Source organism: Porphyromonas sp. oral taxon 275, from assembly GCF_018127745.1.
In the GTDB taxonomy this organism is placed as follows: Bacteria; Bacteroidota; Bacteroidia; order Bacteroidales; family Porphyromonadaceae; genus Porphyromonas.
Map to the genome: position 1 here is coordinate 159198 of NZ_CP072333.1, position 24011 is coordinate 183208.

The window sequence follows — 24011 nt, forward strand, 5'->3', positions numbered from 1 at the left end:
TGTAGGGGCTCTTAGGGTAGCGTTCCACAGCAGGCCGACTCCTCCTTCCATCCCAAGCCCCTCCCTTTCACTGCGGAGCTTGGGGGCTCCGACAGCGAGGAGGGTAGAGGGTCTCGACCTAGCAGAGGTCTCTGTAAGACCAAGCATGGCCCCTCCTCTGAGAGGAGTAGAGAATAGAAAAGGAGCGCCCCCCGAAGCACGACGGCTTCGGGGGGCGCTCCTTTTAGCTTAGCCTAGCGTGTAGGCTGGGCTCGTGACCTTACTTCTTGGCAGCGGGCTTGGCAGGCGCAGCCACGGCAGGGGCGGGCTTAGCAGCAGCGGCACCAGCCTTGATGCCGAGGGCGTCCTTGACGGCCTGTGTCAGGTCGAGCGCGGTGCTGCCCGTGGCGAGCAGGACGCTGGACTCAAAGATGTAGGCGCAGCCCTGAGCTTCGCATACCTTGTTGATGGCGTTGGTTACCTTGGTGCGGATGGGAGCCATGAGCTTCTCCTGCTCCTTCTGGAGCTCTTCCTGCATCGTCTGGTAGCTGTTCTGCGTGCGGGCATCCATCTCCTGGAGCTCCTGCTGGCGCTTCTTCTTGATCAGGTCAGACATGGTAGCCTCTTCCTTCTGGTAGGCTTCGGCCTTAGCTCTGAACTCGTCCTGCATGCGCTTGATCTCAGCGTCGAAGCTCTTGGCGAGCTCCTGTACACGGGTCGTAGCAGCCTTGACATCAGGCAGAGCCTCCATGACAGCAGCGGTGTTGACGACACCGATCTTCTGCTGGGCCTGTGCTGCGAAGCTGAGCGGGAGCATGAGGAGGAGAGAAATCAGAAACTTCTTCATTGTAGCTTGTCTATTACGTTATTTGTGGTTGAATCTTAGTAGGGGGTGTGGGCTAGCGTAGGCCGAGCTGAGCGGCGAGCGTGTCGCTGATATCGAGGCTGGGGTCTGCGTAGACGATCTTGGAGCTGGTTCGGTCGATGATGAGTTGGTAGCCCTGCGTGCGTGCCAGCGTCTTCATCGCCTGCCATACCTTGTCCTGGATGGGCTTCATCTGCGTCTCGCGGCGCTTGACGAGCTCACCCTCGGGACCGAAGTAGCGGCGCTTCAGTTCGTAGGCCTGCTTCTCAGCCGAGACGATGGCCTCCTCGCGAGCTTTCTTCTGCTCGGCGGAGAGGAAGGCGATGTCCGTCTGGTAGCTCTTGTAGGCAGCCTGTGCCTTGGTCTCCAGAGTGGAGACCTCGCTCTGCCAGCGCTTGGATAGCTCCTCGAGCTGCTTGTTCATCAGCTCGTAGGCGGGATCCTTCTTGAGGATGTAGTCCATATCGACGAGGGCGAGCTTCTGCGCTGCGGCGCTGAATACTCCCATGCACATCAGGCAGAGGAGGAAGAGCATCTTCTTCATTGCTGATACGAGTTCTTAGTGGTGAGGTAATGATCCCAGGGGGCCTAGAGGTCGCGCCCGAGGACGAAGTGGATATTGCTTCCGCCACGCTCCTGGTAGCCTGCTGGACGGTCGAAGCCATAGCCCCAGTCGAGCCCGAGGAGGCCGATCATAGGCATCATGACGCGTACGCCGAGGCCTGCCGAGCGCTTGAGGTCAAAGGGATTGTAGCGGCTGATGTCGCGCCAGGCGTTCCCCGCCTCGGCGAAGGCCAGCACCCATACGGTGGTGCTCTGCTCGAAGATCAGCGGGTAGCGGAGCTCGAGGGCAGCCTTCATGTAGCTGTAGGCGTAGTCGTAGTTCGCCCCAGCGATCGAGCCGTTCTTGTAGCCGCGTAGGCCGATGGTCTCGTTCATATAGCTCATCGAGCCCGACATCATGTCGCCACCCATATAGAACGTCCCGAAGGGCGATCTCTTATACTTGTTGTAGCTGTTGATGATGCCCCCTTCCATACGAGCCATCAGGACGGGCGTGCGCTTGACGGTCGTGGGGTTCATCAGCGGGATGAAGAGCTTGCCAGAGTACTTCCACTTGTGGTACTCGATGAAGCGGTAGCGGTCGGCCGACGGCAGATTGGGGTCGGAGTAGTCCTTCTTGTCAAAGAGGGAGTAGGGGGGCGTGAGGCTCACCGAGAGGGAGAACTCGGATCCGCGGCGCGTGTAGACGGGGTTGTCCACGGAGTTGCGGTCGATGCGCAGCTCGAGGTTGATGTCGTTGGCCGAGCCGTGGTGGAAGTTCTCGAAGGTGTTGTACGACCAGTTGTTGAGGCGGTAGTGGGTGTAGTTGAGGGAGGCGGTGAGCTGGAACCAGTTGTCGGGCCAGTTCAGTCGGCGCCCATTAGCTACCGAGAAGCCGATGAGGCTGAGGCTGCGGTCGGAGTCGTAGGCGTTCTCGTAGAGCGTCGAGCTATTGCCGTAGCCATAGTCGCTGCCATAGCCATAGCCACCGTAGCCGTAGCCTCGGCCATAGCCCCCACCGTAGTAGTTGTAGGGATTGTTGTAGCCATAGCCGTAGCCGGAGTTCTGCAGCTGCCCTGAGTAGTAGCGCTGGTCGATGGCCGTGGTGCGGGAGTAGAAGGCACTTACCGAGAGGAGGTTGGGGCGCTTCTTGCCGAACCAGGGGTCACTGAAGGAGACGCTGAGCTGGTTGTAGTAGCGCGCATTGGTCTGCCCCGTGATGGAGAGCTTCTGCCCATCGCCCTGCGGGATGATCCCTCGGTACATGCTCGGACGGAAGAGGTTCTCGATCGAGAAGTTGGTGAAGGTGAAGCCCACCGAGCCGATGATCCCCGTTTGGCTCCAGCCGATGGAGAGGTTCAGCTGGTCATTGCTCTTGGGTGTCAGGTCGTACTCGATGTCCACCGTCCCAGCCTGGGGATTGGGTACGGGCTTGGGGATGGACTTCTCCGCGTCGAAGTGCCCGAGCTGATTGAGCATGCGGAAGGAGTTCATCAGGTCCTCGCGGCTGAAGAGCATACCGGGCTTGGTGTAGAGCTCGCGGCGTACGACGTCCTCGTAGACGATATCATTACCACGGATCTTCACCTTGTCGATGGTGGCCTGAGGTCCCTCGGAGATGCGGATGTCAAGCGATACGGAGTCGCCCTCGATGTTGGTCTCGACGGGGTCTACGCCTGCGAAGATGTAGCCATTATTATAGTAGAGGTTGCTCACAGCGTCCTCATCGGTGGAGAGGCGGCTCTCTAGGCGCTTCTGGTCGTAGACGTCGCCTGGGCGGATGCCGAGGACCTGCTCCAGCACCTGGCTGGGGTACTTAGTGTTCCCGACGAAGCGTACATCCTTGATGTAGTACTTCTGCCCTTCGCTGAGACGCAGGTAGATGTCCACCTTGCGCTCGCCTGGGACGGGGACGATGCTATCGGAGAGGAGCTCGGCGTCGCGGTAGCCGTAGGACTGGTACTTCTTGATGAGGTTCTGTAGGTCCTGCTTGTAGTCGGCGTCGACGAACTTCTTCTGGCTGAAGATCTTCAGGAGGGAGGACAGTGCGCGCCCTCCGCTTAGAGAGAAGCCCTCATTGGTCTTGCTCAGGGCCATACGCAGCTGGTGGGGCGTCAGCGCTAGGTTGCCATCGAAGTAGATGTTGCGCACCTTGGTCTTGCCACTACGGTCGATGTCGATCGTCAGGTCTACGTAGCCAGGCTGTCCCTGGGTATCGGTCTGCTCTATGTCCAGGCGCATGTCGCGGTAGCCCTTCTCGTCGTAGTACTTCTTGACGAGCTGGCGGGTGCGGTTGAGCACGTTGGGGGAGACCTGTACGCCCTTGCGTAGGCCGGTGCGCTTCTCCAGCTCCTCACGGTCGCTCTTGGAGATGCCCGTGAAGTTGACCTCGTTGATGCGAGGGCGCTCGGTCAGCTGGATCTCCAGGTAGACCTTGTCGCCGACGTACTTCGTCACGAGGATGCGTGCATTGGAGAAGTAGCCCGCCTGGAGGTAGCGGTTGACCGCCGAGGTCAGGGCAGCGCCAGGGATCTGGATCTCGTCCCCGACGTTGAGCCCCGAGAGGTTCGCCAGGACGAAGTCGTCATAGCTGGTCGAGCCCGTGATCTTGACCTCTGCGATGGTCTTGGTCACGGGGTGCTCGTAGGAGATACGTGGGGCGAGGACGGAGTCTGCAACAGCCTGTGGAGCGCTGACTACGAGGGTGCGAGGGGCACGCGGTGCAGCGGTCGCCGCACCAGCCGTGAGTAGACAGCCTAGGAGGAGTGCAGGGAGTCTCTTGTGCATAGAGTCGTATTATCGTCGGTCGGGCTAGCCCCTAGGCTAGTCCTCGAGTTGTATTTGTTCGCTTGTCTTGCCGAAGCGGCGTTCGCGGCTCGCATAGGCTGCGAGGGCCTCGTCGAGTGCCTCCTGCCCGAAGTCCGGCCAGTAGGTCTCAGAGAAGTAGAGCTCGGAGTAGGCGGACTGCCAGAGCAGGTAGTTGCTGATGCGCTCCTCGCCGCCCGTCCGGATCACCAGGTCGGGGTCGGGGTACTCAGCGGTGTCGAGGTAGCTGCTGATGAGCTCCTCGGTGATCTCCTCGGGACGGAGGCGACCAGCGGCAGCCTCACAGGCGAGGCGCTGGGAGGCGCGGCGGATCTCGTCACGCGAGGAGTAGCTGAGCGCTAGGATGAGGGTGATCTGTGCCCCGTCCTTGGTCAGCTCGATGCTCTCGGCCAGGGAGTCCTGAGCCTGCTGTGGCAGGCGGGAGAGGTCGCCTATGGCGCGCATGCGTACGCCCTCGGCGATGAGCTGGGGGGTCTCGGCGTGGATGGCCGAGACGAGGATGCTCATCAGGGCATCCACTTCCTCCTGAGGGCGAGACCAGTTCTCTGTGCTGAAGGTATATACCGTCAGGTACTTGATCCCGCGCCTGGCGGCTGCACGGAGGGTAGTCCGTAGTGCATCCTGCCCGCGTATATGTCCCTCAGTACGAGGGAGGCCACGCTGCTTGGCCCAGCGTCCGTTGCCATCCATGATGATAGCTACGTGGCTCGGTATGTGTGAGGCCGAGAGCACTTCGTCTTGGGTCTGTGTCGCCATCGTCTGCGCGTCTTTGCTTGCTTATATGTTACCTAACGTAGGAATACCTCCTACAAATATACTTATATCTTTAGTTACAGCCCGTGCAGGGCGCCTTCCCGAGGCGCCAGGCTAGGGCTATGCTCCAGGCGCCGTAGCTGTCCTGGGCCTTGATCCCGTGTGGGCCGCCTGCGCCTCGTGGGTAATCGGCCCAAGCAGGGCCTGTATCCTCCAGGCGGCTGGAGAGGCAGCGGTGCACCGACCAGTCGAGCGTGAGGCTCAGGCGATCGCTGAGGAGCGCCTTGACTCCGAGCCCTAGGTAGAGGCTGGGCAGCAGGAGCTCGCGGCTGGTGGAGGAGCGTCCGCCTAGGGCTAAGCCAAGGCCTAGACCGAGGTAGGGGCTCCAGGGGCGTGTCCTAAGGTAGGACTGCTCCCTACTGAGGGGGAGGAAGTGGTAGCGTCCGCCGAGGCGAAGCTCCACTAGGCGGCGGCTGAAGTCCTCCTGGGCTCCCAGCCGTGCCAGCGCCTCATCGACCCTACGTGCGCTGATCTGTCGCAGCCCGAGCTCCCCCGTCCAGCTCCAGTGTAGCTGCGGCTGGTAGCTCATGCTGAGGCTAAGCCCTGGGCGGTGTCGCCCAAGTAGGCCTCGTGGGTCCAGCTCGCCTAGGTAGTAGCTCGAGTGGAGCGCGAGTCCGAGCTCGTAGGGCCGCTCCTCGGCGCTGAGCTCAAGGGCGGAGAGGCCGCACAGTAAGAGGAGCGCTAGGCGGCGAATCATCCTCGAGGCTGGCTGCCCTCAGGGCTAGTTGTGCTCGCTGCGGCGGATGAGCCCCTCGAAGAGTCGGGGCTGGGCGCCTCCCATCAGGAGGTAGATGTGGGTCGCATCAGCCCCCTTGAGGGCGAGGATACGCTTGGAGGCGAAGTCGCTCGGCGTCAGCCCCGTGAGGGCAATGTCGCGTCCCCGCTCCCAGCTCTGGCCACCGTCGCGGGAGAAGTACATCTCCAGCCCCGTGGCGGTAGCGACGAAGCGGAAGCTCTCGCTCGTGGAGGCGAGGTGGGTCACCGTCTCGTAGAGCGGGCGAGCGCCGTAGGAGAGGCTGTCTCTATCCTGGGCCCACTGGACGCCGTTGGTCGTCCACCAGCGCGTAGGGTAGTGCTTGCCCGCGAGCTCCTGGCTGCCGAAGAGGTAGAGTGTCGTACGTCCCACGAGCTTGTCGTTGGAGCTATAGCTGTAGCTGCCTGCCGCGGGGAAGTCGCTCGGGACGCTGTAGCTGCGGCTCTCCACCTGGCTGCCATCGTAGAGACCGAACTGCTGGCTGCCGCCCTCGGTCTTGATGACGGCTAGGCGTGGCTCGCCCTGCGTGCTCGTCAGCGGGCCGATGAGGCGCGTGATACCCGTGCCAGAGACCTCGATCCAGCTGCCCGACTGCTCGCGGTAGAGCTTGGCTGCGCTGGTCGTGATGTAGCGTACCGAGCCGAGGCTGGCGATGGAGGTGACGCGCTCTGTGCTGGGGATGCCGCTGAGGGGCTCACTGCTCCAGCTGGTGGGCGTGCTGGCGTAGCTCGTTAGCTGATTTGCGTTGGCGCTTCTCCAGAGGAGGGCTGCACCCTTAGCCTGCTCTAGGAGGCCTAGAGCGCCCCCCTCGAGTGTGGGGAGCTGGCTCGCGCTGACCTCGCTCCACTGGAAGGTCTGCGGGTCGTTGACGTAGCTAGCGAGGTGCACACGGTAGACGTACTGCTCACGCTGGTTCGTCCCCGCCACAGGGGTACTCACGCGAATGCGTAGGTCCTTGGTCGAGGAGAGGTCGTAGGTCTTGGTAGCGGTCCAGGACTCGAAGTTGCCCGTACCGAGGGCGACCTCGACCTGTGCAGCCGCAGCTGCTGCGGTGATGCGCAGGCGTACCTTGTCTAGGGCCTGGCCATAGGGCAGCGGCTCGGGGTTGGTGATCTGCCCCTCGGTGCTGTTGCGTATAGAGAACTGTACCCTCTCGAGGGCGCTGGCTACCGTCTTCTCGGAGGAGGAGATGGAGAAGGCGCTCAGCTGGTTACTCCCGAGGTGTATGTCTTGCAGCTCCGTCTTCTTGCTGTTGCAGGCGCTGGATAGCAGGAGTGTGCCTGCTGCCAGGGCTGGTAGGAGGAGGGATGCGATACGTCTCATGCGGCTATTCTATCTGTTGATGATCTACTCTTGGTGTACGGGCTTAGGATGGGAAGCTCGTGTCGAGCCCAGCTGGAGCCTCTTCCCATGCTCTATCCACTAAGCCACAAAGGTATAAAGAATTCCCCACGCGGCAGTACCTGGGACGTGCTGGGCGCCTGTCGCTGGGGCTGGCTCCTTAGACGTCTGGGCAAGGGGCGCCTCGTGGCTGGGCTTGCTTGGGCACAGCCCACGGGGAGTCGTCGCCTTTGCCGGGGGACACGATCAGCGCGTAGGAGCAGCCCTACTCGGTTGGTGTCGCTCTCGGGAGTGGGCAGAGTGGACGACGCTCAAGCCCAGGGGAGGCCGCCCGAGAGCCAGGCAAAGGCGAGCCCATAAAAGGAACGCGCGCACGTCCCGTCCTAGTCTCGTGGAGGGCACAGCCAAGGCGGAGGAAGTTCCGACCTAAGGGGGACGGAACTTTATTATATAAGTTCTTGGAAAAAGTAATATAACTTCTGGTGTGATATAATATAACTTTTGGCTGATTATTATATTACTTTCCTCGCATTATTATATTACTTTCTCCCCTCTCCCTATTTCTGCGGCTTCCCTCCTTATTATAATGGAGCTCCGTCCGACTAGAGGCTCGGGCTCCTGAGGCTGGGTGCTGCGCCTTGCCTCTATCCCAGCTCCACCCCCAAACGAAGAGCGCCCAGCAGAGTCGATGCACTCTGCTGGGCGCTCTCGTAGGGAGGGCCTCAGGGGCTTGGCTTACTTGAGACGGTAGACGACGGGAAGCACGTAACGCGTGCGGACGACCTTACCCTGATGGCGTCCAGGTTCCCACTTGGGCATGGCACGGACTACGCGTAGAGCCTCCTTGTTGAGTTCGGCAGAGATACCTCTGGCGACCTTAGCGTGCGAGATCGATCCGTCGGCCTCGACGACGAAGCTGACCATGACGCGTCCCTGCTTACCTGCCTTGACGGCTGCCTCGGGGTAGCGAATGTTCTCCGCGAGGTACTTCATCATGGCGCTCATACCTCCAGGGAAGCCGGGCTCGGTGTCGACGACCTCGTAGATCTTTTGGTCTTCCTGCTGTAGGTGGCTGGATGGCTGCTGACCCTGTGCGTCAGGGCTGAGGCCAGGGAGTGCCAGGAGGCAGAGGCCCAGGCCTAGGAAAAGAGCTTTCTTCATAGAGTTAGTGTAGCATTAAAGGGTTAATAACGAAAGCGACAGGATGCGTGTAGCATCCTGTCACAAAAGTAGTATTTATTTCGTTATGATGTCCCCGAGGCTGCGCTTAGGCGGACTCTATGTTTCTTTTTCGAGGCGGGAGGCCTTCGTCTAGCCCTTCTTGAGTCTATCCTTCTCCCCGAAGAGCAAGAAGTCTAGGTAGGGATTGAACTTGAGGCAGTAGATGACGGCGAGCGTCGGGAGCAGCGTCACGAGGGCCCCAGCGAAGTAGAGGAGCAGCTCCAGCGGCAGGCGTGCCGAGGGCTCCAGGGCAGGGAGCAGCGTGTCCAGCGGCGGCAGGATGGGGATGAAGAAGTAGTGCACGAGGTAGATCGGCAGCGACCAGTTCCCGAGGAAGACGAAGGCCTTGCCGACCTTGCTGCTGCCCTCCGTCATGAGGCCGAAGGTATAGACGAGGAAGGCGAAGAAGGAGAGGGCCATCAGGCGATCGTTGTGCCACAGCCCGTAGGATAGGTAGGGCGTATCGTAGCTGTAGTAGCGCAGGAGGCCGATGCTGACCACGAGGAGGGCAAAGGAAACGAGCCCCGCGCTATGGCTACGCAGGCGGGGCAGCAGCTCGAGCCGCCCGATGAGAAAGCCGATGACCACGTAGGGATAGAGGCAGGCCATCGTCACCCGAAGGCGCTCTAGGTCTAGGGAGCATAAGCTGGAGCGATAGAGCGGTAGCTTCGTGAGTGTGTAGCAGAGTGCGATCGTCGCCGCTCCGTGTAGGCCTAGCTCTAGCGCCTTGCTTGCCTTAGCGCCTAGACGCTCTACGATCTGATCAATCCCCCAGCGCTGTAGGAGAAAGACGAGGAAGTAGATGAAGAGGGCGGGGGTGAACCAATAGTGCGCCTCCAAGAGCTCCTTCGGGCTCAGGTCTATGGTGCCTCTATTCCATAGTGTCAAGAGGCCGAGGAATAGGAGGGCAGGGGTGATGAGGCGAATGGTCTTATCCTTGAGATATCGCCCCAGCTGAGGTAGCGTGCTGACGGGACGCTGCGAGAAGTAACCTGCGATGAGGAAGAAGAGGGGCATGTGCACGGCCTTGATGAAGGCCATGAAGTAGCTATACATGGGGTGCTCCGCCCGAGCGGCAAAGATATGAATGTGCCCCATGATGACCAGTAGGATGGCAAGGCCCTTGATAGCGTCTAGGTGGAGCAGGCGGTGCTGCATATAATAATAGGCATATAAAGACGCGAGCGCTGGAGGCTAGCGTATGCCCCAGCGCTCGCGTCTGATGGTGGAGTATTAGTTGTAAGGAGAGTAGAGGCTAAAGCCCGGCGAGTAGCAGGTCGAAGAGCTCAGCCCAAGAGGCCGCTGTCGGCTCGCCCTTACTGCGAACGGGGACGGGGTGGAGCTCGCGGGTATCCCCCTCGAGCATCTCCTGCATCAGCTGCGAGAGACGTGTGGCATTCTCCGGCGGGAAGAAGGCCACAGCCTTAGCCCCCGAGGTCGTCTCGTGGGCAAAGGGCAGGTCGCTGACCAGCATGGGACGCTCGTAGCCCTTAAATTCGGAGAGGGGTAGCCCCCAGGTCTCGATACGTGAGGGGAAGACCATGCAGTCCGTGTCGGCATACTGCTGGCGTAGCTCCTCGCGGGAGAGGAAGCCACGGAAGACGATGCTCTCGCAGCTCCCCCAGCGCTCGTAGAGGCTCTCGGCGTACTTATTCTCCTTGCCTGAGATGGTCAGCACGGTGCGGAAGCGTCTCTTCCCGACGTGCTTCTCCAGAAGCGCCGAGGCGTGGCAGAGGGTCTCAAAGTTCTTGTGCGCATCGGGCGTCGCCGCGTAGAGGAAGGTGTAGGGCGTCGCTTCGTCGTGCGTCACTCGATCCTGTAGCTCCAGTACAGGGGCGGCGGGTGGCGCTACGATGAAGCGCTCTGGAGCCACGCCGAGGAGCTTGCTCAGTCCCTCGCGTAGCCACTCCTGCTGTACGATGAGGTAGCGATTGTGATGCACGCGATAGCGGTACACCAGGCGCGTGAAGAGGGCGAAGAGGGGAATCTTGGGGTCGTAGCGGAAGTCTCTGAAGCGCCAGCGCATGAAGGGGAAGGAGGTCTGGCAGTAGACGGCCTGGCGGCGTGCCTTGATGCGTGGGGTAGTGTCGTGCATCGACAGCCACAGGTCTACGGGTGCGAGTTCCTCAGAGATCGGCAGTAGCTTGCGGTACTCGTAGCTGAGGCGGCTTCCCCAGCTAGAAATGGCTTCGGGGAGCTCGATGTAGCGGATGTTGGGATAATCACAAAGGTCTCGGCGGTGTACGAGGGCTATGATCTCGTCTCCGGTCTGAGCACTGCGCTGGGAGAGGTACTCGAGGCACTGACGCAGGATGGTGAGGGTACCGCCCTTGCGTAGGCTGATGGCAGAGATGACGATGCGACTCATGATTTGTTAGGATTGCTTGGAATGGACGAGCTCGTCGAAGAGTGCTAACCAGCTCTTCATAATGTGCTCTAGGTCGTAGCGCTCGGAGGCGATGCGTGCTGCGGCGCCCATACGCTGGCGCTCGGCTTCGCTATCCATGAGGCGACGTAGTGCTTGGATGAAGCCTGCGTGGTCGCCGACCTCCAGGAGGTAGCCGTCGACACCATCGGTGATCACATCACGTGGGCCACAGGGGCAGGCAAAGGAAACAATGGGTAGGCCCATCTGCTGGGCCTCGATCAGTACCATGGGGAGCCCCTCGTAGCGTGAGGTCATCGTGTAGATAGAGGAGGCACGATATAGCTCCTGCACCTGATGCGTGGGGCGCATGAGCTCGACGCTCTTAAGGCCAAGGCGCTCGACTTGAGCGGTGAGCTCAGGGCGTAGCTTGCCATCCCCTGCGATTACGAGGCGCCAGTCAGGGTACTCGGGCGCTAGCTGCGCCCACAGGTCAATCAAGAGGTCGAAGTGCTTTTGCTCATCGTAGCGTCCCATCGCGAGCAATTGATGGGCACTGCAATCTGAGGGGCTATCTGAATAGAAGGGTAGGGGGTTGGGGATGACCCTAAGATTGGGTAGTGCGCCCCATAAAGTAGCGTCCTCCTCAGTGAGTACGACAAAACGATCAAAAGGTCGAACGATACGCTCATCCTTTTTTGCCCGCAGCTCATCAATGAGCCTCCATATGCCGCGACGAAGGTCCTTAAGGCCATTGTGCTTGGAGAAATGGAACTCTAGGATCTTATGGCTCCCGTCTTGTATGGAGGGGAGGAAGGATGCTTCCTCATTGAACATCGATACGACGATGTCGGCTTTGAGCTTGAGTAGTAATTGCTCAAGACGCTTACGGTGTAGGCGGTGCAGCTGGGGTAGGCGGACATATAATGCGAGCCTATTGAGGATCCCCCCTTTTTGATATTGCTCGTAGGGAATTGCGAGGTCATAGCAGGTGACGCTCGGGTGGAGCTCAAAGAACGGTTTGCGTCCCTGCTGATTGAAGGTGATGATGGATACCTCATGACCAGCCTGAGCCAGGTAGTTAACTTTGCGAGAGAGTACGCGTTCCATACCTCCCGAGTTGTGCGTGCCTTGAATACAATAGACGATCTTCATATGCGGAGCAAAGTGGTGGGGAGGCAGAAATCCCTCCCGAGTATTTAGGATGTAATTATGCTGATGAACCTGAGTGAAGGCTGAAGTGTAGATTCTATGACTTGGCCGTGACTAATTCATTGAAAAGGGTTAGCCAGCTCTTCATAATGTGCTCTAGATCGTAGCGCTCGGAGGCGATGCGTGCCGCGGCGCCCATACGCTGGCGCTCGGCTTCGCTATCTATGAGGCGACGTAATGCTTGGATGAAGCCTGCGTGGTCGCCGACCTCCAGGAGGTAGCCGTCGACACCATCGGTGATCACATCACGCGGACCACAGGGGCAGGCAAAGGATACGATGGGTAGGCCCATCTGCTGGGCTTCGATCAATACCATGGGGAGCCCCTCGTAGCGTGAGGTCATCACGTAGATAGAAGAGGCGCGATACAGCTCCTGCACCTGATGGGTAGGGCGCATGAGCTCGACGCTCTTGAGGCCAAGGTGCTCGACTTGGGCGGTGAGCTCAGGGCGTAGCTTGCCATCGCCTGCGATTACGAGGTGCCAGTCGGGGTACTCGGGCGCTAGCTGCGCCCAGAGGTCGATCAAGAGATCAAAGTGCTTCTGATCGTCGCAGCGCCCCATCGCCAGCAATTGATGGGCACTGCAGTCTGAGGGACTATCCGAATAGAAAGGTAGGGGGTTGGGAATGACCCTAAGGTTAGGCAGCGCACCCCATGCGGCGGCATCCTCTTCGGTGAGCACGACGAAGCTGTCGAAGGGGCGTACGGTGCGCTCATCCCACTTCGTGCGCAGCTGGTCAATGAGCCGCCACAGCCCGCGGCGTCCATACTGCAGACGCTTGTACTTGGCGAAGTGGTACTCGAGAACCTTATGGCTCCCATCCTTGATCGAGGGGAGGAAGGAGGCGTCGTCGCCAAACATGGAGATGACGATGTCCGCCTTGAGCTTCAGTAGCAGCTCCGTGAGGCGCTGGCGATGCAGGCGGTGCTTGCGTGGGTACTGGGTCAGCTTGCTCAGCAGTCCCGATCCGTTGTTGGCATCGTAGTCAATCCCTAGGTCATAGGAGACGATACTCGGGTGGAGCTCAAAGAAAGGCGGGCGTCCACGCTGGTCGGTCGTGATGAAAATGAGCTCATGCCCCAGCTTCGCTAGGTAATTGGCCTTGCGTGCTAGGACACGCTCCATTCCTCCTGAGTTGCACGTGGCGGGGATACAATAGACGATCTTCATGCGACAGAGGGAGCAATGCTATGAGAGTGAATGTAGTCTTCCTCCTCGGGTGTGAGCCATAGGAAGAAAGAATAGATCATGAGGATATCCGTAGAGACCTTGATCCAGATGATGAAGGTCATCGCTCCGAAGGCAAGGAACATCAAACGATACTCAGGGTACTTCTCCATAAACCCATAGGCAAGAAAGACGAACATGAGGGCAAATATGGAGAAACCTACCACTCCTGAGTACAGGATCAAACGGCAGTATCCAATGTCGGACCCGTAGACCCAGTTCTCGTAGAGGCCTGTACCTATTATCCAGCCAAAGTTATCCTTAGGCCATACCCACATCGTCTGAAGAATGTCTGATGATGAGGTGGAGAATTCTCCCTTCTCAGCCAGGTTGAAGAAGCCTTCGAAGGCAAAGCGGAAGATCTCGTGGTAATAAGGATCGGTATTATAGAGGTAGGTCCCTAGGCCGAATCCAATGACCGCGAAGGCTACAAAGATTCCCATAATACGACTCATGCCTTGTGTGCTGGATCCGTGACCACTTCGCATGCTATATAAGACTAATAGGAGTAGACTAATGGCTGTCCCAGTAGATGTCGTTCGAGATATCATACTTCCTAGAGCTGTGATTAGGAAGAATGAGGCTATGAGGAAATAGAGCTCTTTGGGCCGTTCCTTGATCTCCTTGTCGACGGCCATTGCCGCCATCATCATAATTAAGACTAGAGCAAAGCGAGCGCCCGCAGGGTCAAGAGCCGTACTGAAGCCGTTGAGGCGGTCGGACTCCTGTGTGAGCTTGGCATCCCAGGCGACGATCGAGCTGACGAATTCGTCGATGGAGGGGTTCTGGTCAATGAGGATAGCACTTACGCATTGGAAGAGGGTTGCTCCCGCAAGGTATAGGACAAGGAGTCTCACAGATACTTGTCCATGCTCCATTCGTATTAATGCTACTGCGGGGTAGGCACTGAAAACCCAAGTGAAAAAGGAGATCAGATAGCTGGCATAGGAATAGTCACTGGTGTTATTCAGGTCTACTGCAATAAGGTTAACTATAGAGTAGAGCAATGCTAGGAGCGTACTCCCCAGGAGAAGAGGGGAGAAGGGAATCCCTTTCCTCGCCCTAAAGGTGTCGAAGATATACCACAAAAAGCCAATCCCAGCCAAGAGGATCTTGGTGTTAGGAATAGATGGGGCAAATGCGAGTTCGAAGGAATAGTACGAGCCCGTAAGAACGACGCCAATGAGAAATACTCTAAGTGCCTTCCACATAGTGTCTGTGATAGATTATCGGTATAGGAGGGAGTAAAGTCCCTTGAGAACGACGCGGTAGTAGAGCCATACATACCAGTACTGACCGAGCCCAGCCATGCGCTGAAGCATACGGGTGTGGATCCCGCCGCCTACGTGAGCTATGGCCTTGTTGGCCTCTGGGTAGAGCTGCTGCCAGCGATCGTAGTCATCACGACGTCCGCTGACCAGCAGCGGCAGCTTCAGCTGGAGCTTGAGGAAGGCTAGATCAGAGGCTGCCTCGTGGAGCTGGTGCTGCTGGATGTAGTCCTCGAGGGACTGGAGATTGGCCCGCAGCTGCTGCCAGTGGAGCTCGCTGTAGTGATTGGTCTGCTGCCCTTCGTTGCGTACATAGGCATAGAGGTGCTCTGGGATCATCTCTACACGCCCGGCCTTGAGGAAGAGCTTCCCCATGAGTCCTAGGTCTTCACCCATATTCATCGAGGGAATGAAGCGGAGCTCTCCTCCGTTTTCTTGGAGCAAGCTGCGGCGGAAGGCCCACAGCCATAGGTTCCACCTTAGGCTCCCATGGCAGAGCGCCTGCCAAGCCTCCTGCCCCGTCGTGACGGCGGCCTGGTACATGGGGCGCTTGCTCTCTCCCTGCTGAAGGATCCAGTTGCAACCGATGAGGTCTGCTCCTGTCTGCTCAATGCGCTGCTCGATGAGCTCCAGCGTCTGGGGGACGAATAGGTCGTCGGCATCCAGAGCATAGATATACTCCCCGCGGGCGGCATCGATCCCCGTGTTGCGTGCTACGGCAACCCCGCCGTTCACCTCATGGCGTAGTAGCGTGACGGTGTAGCCACGGGCCTCGAGCTGTGGCCGTGCCTCATTAAGCAGCGTCCAGCAGCCGTCGGGGCTGCAGTCGTCGACGAAGACGAGCTGGGCCTGGCTGCGCGTCTGCGCTAGGAGCTGCTCGATACATGCCGAGAGGGTGCTCTCAGCTCGGTAGAGCGGGATGATGACCGAGAGTAAGGGAGAGGGCATACTGGTCTGTTTCAGAGGGAGTAGAGGGGAAGGGGCCTTTATCCTTTGCGGTGCGAATGATCGGTGTGAGGGAGGGAGCGCTAGCTTAGCCTCGTCCTAAGTAATTCGTTAGAAAAAGGGAAGACCTCCCTCAGGCCTGAGATATAGGGTGTATATCCGAGGCGAGAGGGAGGTCTCTATGACAATATCGGGAAGGTGGCTCTGGTCGATCTAGCTAGAGGTGCCGAGCATAGCCTGCCCGATCAGCCTTATTCAGCGATCTTCGTCAGTACCGAGCGGCTGCAACGAGGATCGTTGTAGTACATATTCCCTACGCCACCCAGAGACTCACGCTTGAGCTGAGCCGCAGGTACGCCGAATTCATTGACGAGGCAGTCGTAGACGACCTGGGCACGCTTCTCAGCGAGGAACTGATTGCGCTTGGCGCGACCCGTGCCTCTGTCAGCATAGCCCGTGATCGAGTAGACCATCTTGGGGTTAGCCTTCAGGACGTCAGCCAGGAAGCCGAGGTTCACACGATCCTTGTGCGTCAGAGTGTAGCGGTTGATGGTGAAGGTGATCAGCAGCGGCATAGCAGCCACGTTCTCGGCCGTGACCTTGCGGTTGAGGGCCTCTTCCAGCTGGCGCGTCAGCTCCTTGTTTTCGTTCTCGAGGTTGCCGATGCGGTTACGCAGGCCCTGGAGGACGTTCTCATTGACACGGATGGTCGTCACCGTGCTACGATCCCAGCCGCGACGGGGGAAGTTGTAGCTCAGACCGAGCGTAGCCGTCAGGAGGCCTTCAGCCTGCTTCCCGGCGATGACTGCAGGACGATTCTTCTGGGGGTCGATAGATGCATCTTCCTGGTCGAAGTGCTCACCCGTATAGGTAGCACGGATATCCAGATTGAGGTCCCATGCGCTGCTCAGACGGAAGCGGTTCAGGATACCCCCGCCACCAACGAGCTCGTTGGAGCGGCGTCCCGTGACGCTCGACTTGTTGAGGCTCCCAGCATAGCCGACGCTAGCGTAGGGGATGAAGGAGTAGAAGCGGTCCTCGCGATAGCCGCAGATCAGCTGCGACAGGTTGAGCATGACGTCAGCATGCGCGTGGATGTACTCCATCTCCGTCTCATAGAGAGGATAGCCTACGTTGGCATGAGGGTATACCTTGAGGGGCTCCTTGATGAAGCCACCGTAGTTCCCGTAGTTAGCGCTAGGATTGGCGAGCGAATGGTTGTCCCAGCCTGCTACGCCCTTGATCTTGTAGCCGTTTGCCCCGAGGCGAATCCCGATGCCTGGCGTGAACCACTTACCGAAGTTTACTTCGAAGTTAGGTGTCAGGCGATCACCGAAGCGCATCTGCTTGTCGTGGTCCCCAAAATAAATCTGTGCTCCGACGCCAGCTCCGAGGAACCAGTTCGAGCCAAATCTATTCGTCTGGACGAGGTGACGATCAGTGGTCTTAGTTTCTACCGTGTAGACGGAGTCCGATGCCATTTCCTGTGCCGATACAGCCTGGGCGGAAAGGAGGCAAAGTACTGCCGCAGTTAAAGTACTTCTTACCATACGTTGTGTAATTAGTAATTTCTATGAAAAGATAATATCCTGCACAAAGAGAGCTCCTAATGTGGAGTTACTTATGCTGTCACAAAGATAATACTTTTCTCAAATTTATACACTCTCTGGCCTAGAGGCGTGTGTTCCTAGCGATAGATAGAATCTATGAGGTGACTTGCTGGCAGGAGAAATCAGCCTTAAGCTCTAAGTCTAAAAGCTAGCCTGGCAGGTGCGCTGCCGAGACTCGAGGGCTCACGTGAACCCAGGTGACAAAGGGACAGCGCGAGGCGATACTTAGCTCCGGGTGCTGCGAGGGGTATCCCTCAGCCAGCTGACTGCCGTCCCTCAAGCTCGTGACTGGTGTCCTTCAGTGCTTCCACTGATATCCCTCAGGAGCCCTTCTCCTAGGCGCTTGCTTCAGCCGCTTCTAGTAGGGGGGGCGCTAAAGGCGGAAGAGGGCTTACTTGCGGGTGAAGATGACACCCTTCAGCTGGATATCGACGAAGCTGGGATGCCCGCCGTTGGGGTTCGGCTGTGGATCGACGCTGGTGAAGTCGGCGTGGATCTCCCTGGAGGAGAGACGCCCCTTGAAGCCCTTGAGGATGGTCACGCTCCCCATGGGGCTGATCTTGCTGTAGTCCTCGATGAAGATGCTGTCACCCTCGATGCGGTAGTCGAGGTCCTCCTGCAGCTTCATAGGGGCGCCCGATGGGGCATAGGTGAAGTGCAGCTCCTCGGCGGAGGTGAAGTGGAGGCTGATCTGCCCCGTGCCCTCGGTCCATTCACTGCCAAGCAGGTGAAGACTGTCGGCGGCGGCTTGGGTCGCAGCCTGCTGCTCGTGGCTGGTCTGAGAGCAGGAGCTAAGGCTGAGGCCTCCGAGGAGGAGCAGCCCGAGTAGGCTAAGCGTAGTGCGCATAGTGCTTGTTCTTGATTTGTTCCTATTAAGTGGGACAAAGGAAAGGCGAATAGAGCTCGCTCGCAATCCCTAATAGTTGGTACTTTGGCTGTAGAGCTCCCTAGTCTCAGGTAGTCTTTGAGGTTAGTTCAAGTCCTAGAGAGGTGAAGCCGAGGCTTACTCTTAGAATTAGGGCCAAAAAAAGCCGCCCCTACCCTCAGCTGAGGATAGGGGCGGCCTTCTTATAGGGTAGAGGCTACTAAGCGTCCTCCCCGAGGAGGATCTCAAGCACCTTGGCGGCGGAGTAAGCCACAGGAGTACCAGGGCCGAAGATAGCGGCAACGCCAGCGTTGTAGAGGAACTCGTAGTCCTGAGCAGGGATCACACCACCAGCGGTGATAAGGATGTCGGGACGGCCGAGCTTCTTCAGCTCTTCGATCACCTGAGGGATGAGCGTCTTGTGCCCTGCTGCGAGCGAGGAGACACCCATGACGTGTACGTCGTTCTCGACAGCCTGGCGGGCTGCTTCCTCTGGCGTCTGGAAGAGGGGACCCATGTCGACGTCGAAGCCGCAGTCAGCGTAGCCAGTAGCTACCACCTTAGCACCACGGTCGTGCCCGTCCTGACCCATCTTGGCGATCATGATACGAGGCTGACGCCCTTCCTTCTCGGCGAACTTCTTCGCCAGTTCTTTAGCACGTGCGAAGTCTTTGTCTTCGCCAGATTCTGATGAGTACACGCCTGAGATCGTACGGATGATAGCCTTGTAGCGACCGACGACCTTCTCGCAGGCGTCGGAGATCTCACCGAGCGAAGCGCGCAGCGCTGCAGCCTTGACGGCGAGGTCGAGGAGGTTGCCTTCCTTGGTCTCTACGCAGTGCGTGATGGCCTCGAGGGCAGCCTTGACCGCAGCCTCATCGCGGTTCTTGCGCAGCTCGTTGAGGCGCTCGATCTGCTGGAGGCGTACAGCCGTATTGTCGATCTCGAGGATGTCGATCGGGTCTTCCTTCTCGAGACGATACTTATTGATCCCGACGATGACCTGCTGGCGGGAGTCGATACGAGCCTGTGTGCGGGCAGCAGCCTCCTCGATACGCATCTTCGGTAGACCCGTCTCGATAGCCTTAGCCATACCGCCCATGCTCTCGACTTCCTTGATGTGCTCCCAGGCCTTGTGCATTAGCTCGTTGGTCAGGCTCTCCACGTAGTAGGAGCCAGCCCATGGGTCGATCTCCTTACAGATCATGGTTTCCTCCTGGATGTAGATCTGGGTGTTACGAGCGATACGAGCGGAGAAGTCCGTAGGCAGAGCAATGGCTTCGTCCAGGGCGTTGGTGTGGAGCGACTGCGTGTGCCCAAGGGCTGCACCCATGGCCTCGATACAGGTACGACCTACGTTGTTGAAGGGGTCCTGCTCGGTGAGCGACCAGCCAGAGGTCTGGCTGTGGGTACGCAGTGCGAGGCTCTTGGGGTTCTCGGGGTTGAACTGCTTGACGATCTTGGACCAGAGGCAGCGTGCAGCACGCATCTTGGCGATCTCCATGAAGTGGTTCATCCCGATGGCCCAGAAGAAGGACAGACGTGGGGCGAACTTGTCCACGGGGATACCAGCGGCGATCCCAGCCTTGAGGTACTCGAGCCCGTCGGCCAGCGTGTAGGCCATCTCGATATCCGCCGTAGCACCGGCCTCCTGCATGTGGTAGCCGGAGATGGAGATCGAGTTGAACTTAGGCATGTTCTGCGACGTGTACTCGAAGATGTCGGCGATGATACGCATCGAGAATTCGGGTGGGTAGATGTAGGTGTTACGCACCATGAATTCCTTGAGGATGTCGTTCTGGATCGTCCCAGCCATCTCATCGAGCTTAGCGCCCTGCTCGAGCCCAGCGTTGATGTAGAAGGCCATGACGGGCAGCACGGCACCGTTCATCGTCATCGAGACGGACATCTTGTTGAGGGGGATCCCGTCGAAGAGGACCTTCATATCCTCCAGCGAGCAGATGGATACCCCAGCCTTCCCGACGTCACCGACGACACGCGAGTGGTCGGCGTCGTAGCCACGGTGGGTCGCCAGGTCAAAGGCTACGGACAGCCCCTTCTGACCTGCGGCGAGGTTACGACGGTAGAAGGCATTGGACTCCTCAGCCGTGGAGAAGCCAGCGTACTGACGGATCGTCCAGGGACGCATCGCGTACATGCCGCTATAGGGGCCACGGAGGTAAGGGGGCAGACCAGAGGCGTAGTCCAGGTGCTCCATGCCCTCGAGGTCGTGGGCCGTATAGACGGGCTTGACGAGGATCTGCTCGGCCGTACGCCATACGGCGTCGTTGCTCTGCTTCGCAGCCCACTCCACGGGGCAGGTCTGTGCGAAGCCTGCAGACTTGATATCAATATTCTTGAATTGTGGTTTCATTTCTTTCGTCCTTCCCTATTAGTTAATACCCAGCTTGTGGTTGAACTGGCGGAGCGTCTCTAGGACGTTGCTCTTGACGTTGATGAAGTGCTCGATGCCCACTGCCTTGAGGTCGTCCATGCAGGCTGGAGCACCAGCTACGACGAACTCTGCGCGACCTGCGAGGTACTTGTAGGCCTCGGGCGCGAACTCGGCGTACTCATCATCGCTCGAGCAGAGGACGACGATGGAGGCGCCTGCTGCGAGTGCTGCGTCTACGCCCTCCTGGACGGTAGCAAAGCCGAGGTTGTCCTGGACCTTGTAGCCAGCGCAGGCGAAGAAGTTACTGGAGAACTGCGAGCGGGCTAGGCGCATGGCCAGGTTCCCGATCGTCAGCATGAAGACCTTGACGTCCTTGCCGCTGCGCTCGGTAGCCAGACGCAGTGCCTCGAACTCGGAGGCGCCGCGATCGAAGTTCAGCGCCTCGATGGTCGCCGTGCCGCAGCCACAGCTGTGCGCGGCGGGAGCTGCGGCGGGGAGCTTCTGCGCTGCCGTCTCGGTAAAGTTGGGGAACTGGTTCGTCCCGAGGAAGATCTCCTTACGCGCAGCTACAGCAGCATGGCGCTTAGCGTTGCTGGCGTTGACGGCCTTCTGGACTTCACCAGCCTCAGCAGCTACGGCGAAGCCGCCTTCCTCCTCTACGGAGAGGAAGAGCTTCCAGGCCTGGTCGGCGATCGAGTTTGTCAGGTGTTCTACATAGTAGGAGCCTGCAGCGGGGTCGATGACCTTGTCGAAGTGACATTCCTCCTTGAGGAGCAGCTGCTGGTTGCGTGCGATACGCTCGGAGAAGCTGTCGGACTCCTGGTAGGTGACGTCGAAGGGCTGTACCGTGATGGAGTCTACACCGCCCAGCGAAGCCGACATAGCCTCGGTCTGCGTGCGGAGCAGGTTGACGTGTGCGTCGTAGATGGTCTTGTTCCAGGTGGAGGTGACGGCCTGCATGTGGATCTTGGCCGCCTCGCCCTTGTACTGGTCGCCGTAGGCGCCGATGATCTCGGCCCAGAGCCAGCGTGCTGCGCGGAACTTTGCCAGCTCCATGAAGTAGTTGGACCCGACGCCGAAGACGAACTTGATGCGGCTCGTCAGCTCCTCGATCGAGAAGCCGCGCTCGGTGAGCTTGTCGATGAGCTCAGCACCGATGGCGAGGGCGTAGCCCAGCTCCTGGTAGATATAGGCACCAGCGTTGTTGAGGCTGAGGGCGTTGACCGTCAGCACGCGGTAGCCGGGGAGGGGACGGATAGCCTCGAGGATCCTCGCTGCAGCGTCTGCCCACTGGGGGTTGGAGATACCCTTGACGAGCTGCTTCTTGAAGGGGTCGAAGTTGATCGAGCCCTTGCACTGCTTGACATCCGCTCCTGTGCTAGCGAAGTAAGCAGCGAGCTCGCCAGCCAGCTGGCTAGCTACGGAGATGCAGCAGGAGAAATTCAGCTCAATCGCCTCGGGCATGATACCCTTGAGCAGTACGCTGAGCGTCTCCTTGTTTACCTGGTCGCGCTGTAGCTTGAAGCCCAGGGAGGTCACACCCTTGTTGAGGATGTCGAGCGCCTTGGTATTAGCCTCACCGGCGTCGTGTACCGTGATGTCCTGACGCACGAGCCACTCATTATCCATACGCGTGGAGCGTACGTAGGGGTACTCGCCAGGCATTACCTTGGGGGTGGAGAGCCCTTCGATGTCCTCGCGGCGGTAGAAGGGGTTCACGTTAAACCCTTCGTTGGTACGCCAGACGAGCTTGCGGTCGAAGTCTGCTCCCTTCAAGTCGGCTACGATCTTGTCCTTCCATTCCTGTGTGCTAATGGCAGGGAATTCGCTTAGTAACCGTTCTTTGTCAGTTGCCATAATAGTTCAATTTAGTGAATTGATTATTTATATCCACAAAGGTAACGTAAAAGGATGAAAGATCCTCACGCCCCTGCCTGCTCGGCTACCGGGGTCTACCTACCAGGGAGATAAAAGGAATGTTCGCCGATCGTCCTCCATGCTTGGAGGCTGATCAGCGAACATTCCTTTTTGCTATTCTGTGGAGTCTTGGGCTGCACTTGTCGCCGTGCTGCTGCTCCATCTGTCGCCTCCTCCAGGGAGGGCTATACATGCACCCCTACCTTATATATAGGGCTGCGGTGAGGCGCTCTGGCCTCGGGCTCTGGCGACCTACTGCTCTTCAGCCTGATGGAGCTGCTTGACGTAGATGGCCTTCTCCATCTTCTTGCGTCGAGCCACCGAAGGCTTGATGAAGGCCTGACGTGCACGCAGGGCGCGCATCGTGCCCGTCTTCTCAAACTTTCTCTTGAAGCGTCTCAGAGCTCTTTCGATGTTTTCGCCCTCTTTTACTGGAACTACGATCATAATTCTTTTAGCTTATCTTGTTGTTATAGTTTATTCTTGCGTGGTCAAAGTACACTCTTATTGGTGCGCAAATTTACGAAGACTTTGCCTAATAAGCAAATAGCAAGCTCCGCGCTCGCTCCCGCTGTGCTCCCCTTTTGCTGGGATCGTAGGGGGAGGGGCGCTGACTAGCCCGCCTAGCAGCGGTAGGCCAAGCGTTCGGAGGCCTTAGACCCTTATCCCGAGTCTCTTGAGCTGTCTCTGCTGGCGCCCTCGCGCAACACACGGAGGGTGGGATGCTCCTGCTCCGAGTGCCCCTGCTCCGAGCTGGTGGATAGGCTCAGAGTACCGAGCTAAACGCACCTGCTGCTCGCTCTTGTCCTAGGCGGGCTAGGCTCGTCAGGGCCTCGTCAGCAACTGCTGGGGAGCTCCGATGCTCGGGGCGGGCTGTCTGAGTGATATCCCTGAGCGAGCTGAGGGACATCACTTGCGGCCGTGAGGGACGTCAGTCGGGAGGCTGAGGGATATGCCTCAGTACGCCCTTCTGCGGGCTGTCCCCTTGCTCTGACTTTGCCTGGGTCTCATCCGCTGCGGAGGGCGGCGCTGCCCATTGGCTGCCTAGGCTACCAGCCCTGTCTAGTGCGTCACGCGGCCACGTCAATCATAGGACCCGTCTAGAGCGAGCAGTCGCTCCTTGAGCTTCTGGTAGCTGACACGCCAAGCGTCGTCAGGGACCATATCCCTATTCTCTAGGATAGCATCGCTCTCCTCTAGGCGCTCGTCCATTAGCTCTGGGTCGACGAGCTGATAGAAGATGAGCCCTCTGAATAGGCCTTCTATAGGAGAGCCGTTGAACTCGATAGCCCAGAAGTCGCTCAGCTCCAGCTCCTCGATCCGGTTGCTCGGGATGGCGTATTCCACCTCGAAGTCATCTAGCTCCTCCTCTATGTACTTGAAGGTCTCCAGACCCAGTAGCCTGGCTGTGTCGACGGTAGGATCGGCCTTCATTGCCCTCTGGGCCTTGATGAGCTCTGTGGGTAGTTCGGCTGAGCATGTGCCCTTAGCGATGCTCTGGGGCTCCTTATCAGGGTAGTCTAGCTCCTGCAGTACTCGCTCTACGGTAAGATATACTACCTGGGGAGGCTTTACCTCGATGACGCCCTCCCGACTTATACTGAAGGCGAAGCAGAGGCGCCCGTAGGCGAAGGGCTTAAAGAAGCAGCAGGTGTAGCCCTCCGATTCCTGCTCTGTGTATCCATGGCGATCGAGGGCCTGCTCGATGAACATGTAGAAGGCTCCGAAGTGCTCATTCATTTTATCTATGACTGCCTTATCCAGCTCTGTGTGGCCAGGTCGCTTGAGGGCCTTCTTGATGAACCCGTAGCATGCTCCGAGGAGCTTCTTGATTCTATTCATGCTGTACTATCTTATGTTGCTT

At 58.7% G+C, this 24011-nt stretch carries 19 protein-coding genes; all 19 read right to left on the reverse strand.

What is annotated here, in order from left to right; all coding sequences use genetic code 11:
• Positions 1-259 precede the first annotated feature (259 nt).
• The 19 genes from J4862_RS00620 to J4862_RS00710 all read right to left on the reverse strand — a co-directional run bounded on the left by J4862_RS00620 (position 260) and on the right by J4862_RS00710 (position 23989).
• Positions 260-826: an OmpH family outer membrane protein gene (locus tag J4862_RS00620; RefSeq protein WP_211788821.1), complete on the reverse strand. Its 567-nt coding sequence runs from the start codon at positions 824-826 to the stop codon at positions 260-262.
• Positions 827-878: 52 nt separating this feature from the next.
• On the reverse strand, positions 879-1388 hold the full coding sequence (locus J4862_RS00625) for an OmpH family outer membrane protein (protein ID WP_211788822.1): 510 nt from the start codon (positions 1386-1388) through the stop codon (positions 879-881).
• 44 nt (positions 1389-1432) lie between these two features.
• Positions 1433-4174 carry an outer membrane protein assembly factor gene (locus tag J4862_RS00630; protein ID WP_211788823.1) on the reverse strand — a complete coding sequence of 914 codons (2742 nt, stop codon included), beginning with the start codon at positions 4172-4174 and terminating at the stop codon, positions 1433-1435.
• A gap of 36 nt (positions 4175-4210) precedes the next feature.
• A complete protein-coding gene (locus J4862_RS00635; protein WP_211788824.1) occupies positions 4211-4969 on the reverse strand; it encodes an isoprenyl transferase in 759 nt (252 codons plus the stop codon).
• 70 nt (positions 4970-5039) lie between these two features.
• Positions 5040-5723, reverse strand: a complete 684-nt coding sequence (locus J4862_RS00640; RefSeq protein ID WP_211788825.1) for a hypothetical protein — start codon at positions 5721-5723, stop codon at positions 5040-5042.
• 24 nt (positions 5724-5747) lie between these two features.
• The gene (locus J4862_RS00645; protein WP_211788826.1) at positions 5748-7103 is read right to left on the reverse strand and encodes a DUF6242 domain-containing protein; all 1356 of its coding nucleotides are present in this window, start codon (positions 7101-7103) and stop codon (positions 5748-5750) included.
• A gap of 753 nt (positions 7104-7856) precedes the next feature.
• The gene (locus J4862_RS00650) at positions 7857-8282 is read right to left on the reverse strand and encodes an energy transducer TonB (RefSeq protein ID WP_211788827.1); all 426 of its coding nucleotides are present in this window, start codon (positions 8280-8282) and stop codon (positions 7857-7859) included.
• Positions 8283-8432: 150 nt separating this feature from the next.
• Entirely contained in the window at positions 8433-9500 is a 1068-nt protein-coding gene (locus J4862_RS00655) for an acyltransferase (RefSeq protein WP_211788828.1), read from the reverse strand.
• Between the two features lie 97 nt (positions 9501-9597).
• Positions 9598-10710, reverse strand: coding sequence for a glycosyltransferase family 1 protein (locus tag J4862_RS00660; RefSeq protein WP_211788829.1), 1113 nt, complete (start codon positions 10708-10710; stop codon positions 9598-9600).
• A gap of 6 nt (positions 10711-10716) precedes the next feature.
• The gene (locus tag J4862_RS00665; RefSeq protein WP_249107427.1) at positions 10717-11817 is read right to left on the reverse strand and encodes a glycosyltransferase family 4 protein; all 1101 of its coding nucleotides are present in this window, start codon (positions 11815-11817) and stop codon (positions 10717-10719) included.
• A gap of 139 nt (positions 11818-11956) precedes the next feature.
• Positions 11957-13090 carry a glycosyltransferase family 4 protein gene (locus J4862_RS00670; protein WP_211788831.1) on the reverse strand — a complete coding sequence of 378 codons (1134 nt, stop codon included), beginning with the start codon at positions 13088-13090 and terminating at the stop codon, positions 11957-11959.
• Positions 13087-14358 carry a hypothetical protein gene (locus tag J4862_RS00675; protein ID WP_211788832.1) on the reverse strand — a complete coding sequence of 424 codons (1272 nt, stop codon included), beginning with the start codon at positions 14356-14358 and terminating at the stop codon, positions 13087-13089. Before J4862_RS00675 ends, J4862_RS00670 begins: the two co-directional genes overlap by 4 nt.
• A 15-nt stretch (positions 14359-14373) precedes the next feature.
• A complete protein-coding gene (locus J4862_RS00680) occupies positions 14374-15363 on the reverse strand; it encodes a glycosyltransferase family 2 protein (RefSeq protein WP_211788833.1) in 990 nt (329 codons plus the stop codon).
• A gap of 248 nt (positions 15364-15611) precedes the next feature.
• Positions 15612-16841: an OmpA family protein gene (locus J4862_RS00685; protein WP_249107428.1), complete on the reverse strand. Its 1230-nt coding sequence runs from the start codon at positions 16839-16841 to the stop codon at positions 15612-15614.
• A 520-nt stretch (positions 16842-17361) separates the two neighbouring features.
• Positions 17362-17817, reverse strand: coding sequence for a hypothetical protein (locus J4862_RS00690; protein ID WP_211788835.1), 456 nt, complete (start codon positions 17815-17817; stop codon positions 17362-17364).
• A gap of 238 nt (positions 17818-18055) precedes the next feature.
• Positions 18056-20209 (reverse strand): methylmalonyl-CoA mutase, encoded by a 2154-nt coding sequence (gene scpA, locus J4862_RS00695; RefSeq protein WP_211788836.1) that lies wholly within the window; start codon positions 20207-20209, stop codon positions 18056-18058.
• Between the two features lie 18 nt (positions 20210-20227).
• Positions 20228-22087, reverse strand: coding sequence for a methylmalonyl-CoA mutase small subunit (gene mutA / locus J4862_RS00700; protein WP_211788837.1), 1860 nt, complete (start codon positions 22085-22087; stop codon positions 20228-20230).
• Between the two features lie 312 nt (positions 22088-22399).
• The gene (rpsU, locus tag J4862_RS00705) at positions 22400-22594 is read right to left on the reverse strand and encodes a 30S ribosomal protein S21 (protein WP_211788838.1); all 195 of its coding nucleotides are present in this window, start codon (positions 22592-22594) and stop codon (positions 22400-22402) included.
• 636 nt (positions 22595-23230) lie between these two features.
• Positions 23231-23989, reverse strand: a complete 759-nt coding sequence (locus J4862_RS00710; RefSeq protein ID WP_211788839.1) for a hypothetical protein — start codon at positions 23987-23989, stop codon at positions 23231-23233.
• Positions 23990-24011 lie beyond the last annotated feature (22 nt).